Below are 2750 nucleotides of genomic sequence, written 5' to 3' on the forward strand. Positions count from 1 at the left end.
CGATAGCGGAGCCGTAGCGAAAGCGAGTCTTAATTGGGCGTCAAGTCGCTGGTAGTAGACCCGAAACCGGGCGATCTATCCATGAGCAGGTTGAAGGTTGAGTAACATCAACTGGAGGACCGAACCCACTCCCGTTGAAAAGGTAGGGGATGACTTGTGGATCGGAGTGAAAGGCTAATCAAGCTCGGAGATAGCTGGTTCTCCTCGAAAACTATTTAGGTAGTGCCTCATGTCTAACCACCGGGGGTAGAGCACTGTTAAGGCTAGGGGGTCATCTCGACTTACCAACCCTTTGCAAACTCCGAATACCGGTGAGTTCAATCATGGGAGACACACGGCGGGTGCTAACGTCCGTCGTGAAAAGGGAAACAACCCAGACCGCCAGCTAAGGTCCCAAAGTTACAGTTAAGTGGGAAACGATGTGGGAAGGCACAGACAGCTAGGAGGTTGGCTTAGAAGCAGCCACCCTTTAAAGAAAGCGTAATAGCTCACTAGTCGAGTCGGCCTGCGCGGAAGATATAACGGGGCTCAAACTGTACACCGAAGCTGCGGATGCATTTTATGCATGGTAGAGGAGCGTTCTGTAAGCCGTTGAAGGTCAAGGTGTGAACCAGGCTGGAGGTATCAGAAGTGCGAATGCTGACATAAGTAACGATAAAGGGAGTGAAAAACTCCCTCGCCGGAAACCCAAGGGTTCCTGTCCAACGTTAATCGGGGCAGGGTTAGTCGGCCCCTAAGGCGAGGCTGAAAAGCGTAGTCGATGGGAAGCAGTTTAATATTACTGCACCTCAGTTAAGTGCGATGGGGGGACGGAGAAGGCTAGGCCAGCACGGCGTTGGTTGTCCGTGTTTAAGCCCGTAGGCAGGCATTCCAGGCAAATCCGGAGTGTCAATGCTGAGAGGTGATGACGGTGACTCTACGGAGTCCGAAGTGGTCGATGCCATGCTTCCAGGAAAAGCCTCTAAGCTTCAGCTTAACTCAGACCGTACTCTAAACCGACACAGGTGGGTAGGTAGAGAATACCAAGGCGCTTGAGAGAACTCGGGTGAAGGAACTAGGCAAAATGGCACCGTAACTTCGGGAGAAGGTGCGCCGGTTTTGGTGAAGGACTTGCTCCGTAAGCTGAGACCGGTCGAAGATACCAGGTGGCTGCAACTGTTTATTAAAAACACAGCACTCTGCAAACACGAAAGTGGACGTATAGGGTGTGACGCCTGCCCGGTGCCGGAAGGTTAATTGATGGGGTTATCTTCGGAGAAGCTCTTGATCGAAGCCCCGGTAAACGGCGGCCGTAACTATAACGGTCCTAAGGTAGCGAAATTCCTTGTCGGGTAAGTTCCGACCTGCACGAATGGCGTAATGATGGTCACACTGTCTCCACCCGAGACTCAGTGAAATTGAATTTGCGGTTAAGATGCCGTATACCCGCGGCTAGACGGAAAGACCCCGTGAACCTTTACTGTAGCTTCACAGTGAACTTTGAATTGGCTTGTGTAGGATAGCTGGGAGGCTTTGAAGCCGAGACGCCAGTCTCGGTGGAGCCAACGTTGAAATACCAGCCTGGTCAATTTGGGGTTCTAACTCTGGTCCGTTATCCGGATCGAGGACACTGTGTGGTGGGCAGTTTGACTGGGGCGGTCTCCTCCCAAAGAGTAACGGAGGAGCACGAAGGTCGGCTAATCCTGGTCGGACATCAGGAGGTTAGTGTAATGGCACAAGCCGGCTTAACTGCGAGACAGACACGTCGAGCAGGTACGAAAGTAGGTCATAGTGATCCGGTGGTTCTGTATGGAAGGGCCATCGCTCAACGGATAAAAGGTACTCCGGGGATAACAGGCTGATACCGCCCAAGAGTTCACATCGACGGCGGTGTTTGGCACCTCGATGTCGGCTCATCACATCCTGGGGCTGAAGCCGGTCCCAAGGGTATGGCTGTTCGCCATTTAAAGTGGTACGCGAGCTGGGTTTAGAACGTCGTGAGACAGTTCGGTCCCTATCTGCCGTGGGCGTTTGAGATTTGAGAAGAGCTGCTCCTAGTACGAGAGGACCGGAGTGGACGAACCTCTGGTGTTCCGGTTGTCACGCCAGTGGCATTGCCGGGTAGCTATGTTCGGACGGGATAAACGCTGAAAGCATCTAAGCGTGAAGCCTCCTTCAAGATGAGATCTCACTACTCCTCGAGAGTTCTGTAGGGCCCTGGAAGACCACCAGGTTGATAGGTCAGGTGTGTAAGCGTTGTGAGGCGTTGAGCTAACTGATACTAATTGCCCGTGAGGCTTGACCATATAACACCCAAACCGGTAAACGGTTACGTAATATCGACCAGTGACGTCGGTTCGCAAAAAACGAGAATATTCATACTCATGTATCCAACCCTATTCGCTGACAGCGCGCCGCTCCGCGGAGCATAAGACGGACGCATCAGCAAAACGGTTTGCTTGACGACAATAGAACTGTGGAACCACCTGAATCCATTCCGAACTCAGAAGTGAAACGCAGTATCGCCGATGGTAGTGTGGGGTCTCCCCATGTGAGAGTAGGTCATCGTCAAGCATTTAATTTCGAAGCTCTGGCTTCACAGTGAAGAGCGTGAAAAACGCTTGACACAAAAAGCACATACTGTAGTATGTGCGACCCGCTTCGATGAGAAGCACGTTCTTTAACAATCTGCATAAGTAATTCGTGTGGGTGCTTACCGGGATGATCTGGCGTCATAAGATTATCAGGTAAGACTCTGTCGATAATTCATT

Annotated in this window: 2 rRNA genes (1 of these 2 cut by a window edge); both read left to right on the top strand. The window is 51.8% G+C overall.

Going from position 1 to position 2750, the window contains the following annotated elements:
- Window positions 1-2285 (top strand): 23S ribosomal RNA (locus OUO13_RS00780); it begins 597 nt to the left of the window's first position.
- Window positions 2286-2437: 152 nt separating this feature from the next.
- Window positions 2438-2553: ribosomal RNA gene (gene rrf, locus OUO13_RS00785) — 5S ribosomal RNA — on the top strand.
- The last annotated feature ends 197 nt before the right edge of the window (window positions 2554-2750 follow it).

It is taken from the genome of Parathalassolituus penaei (assembly GCF_026626885.1).
GTDB classification, from domain to species: domain Bacteria; phylum Pseudomonadota; class Gammaproteobacteria; order Pseudomonadales; family Oceanobacteraceae; genus Oceanobacter; species Oceanobacter penaei.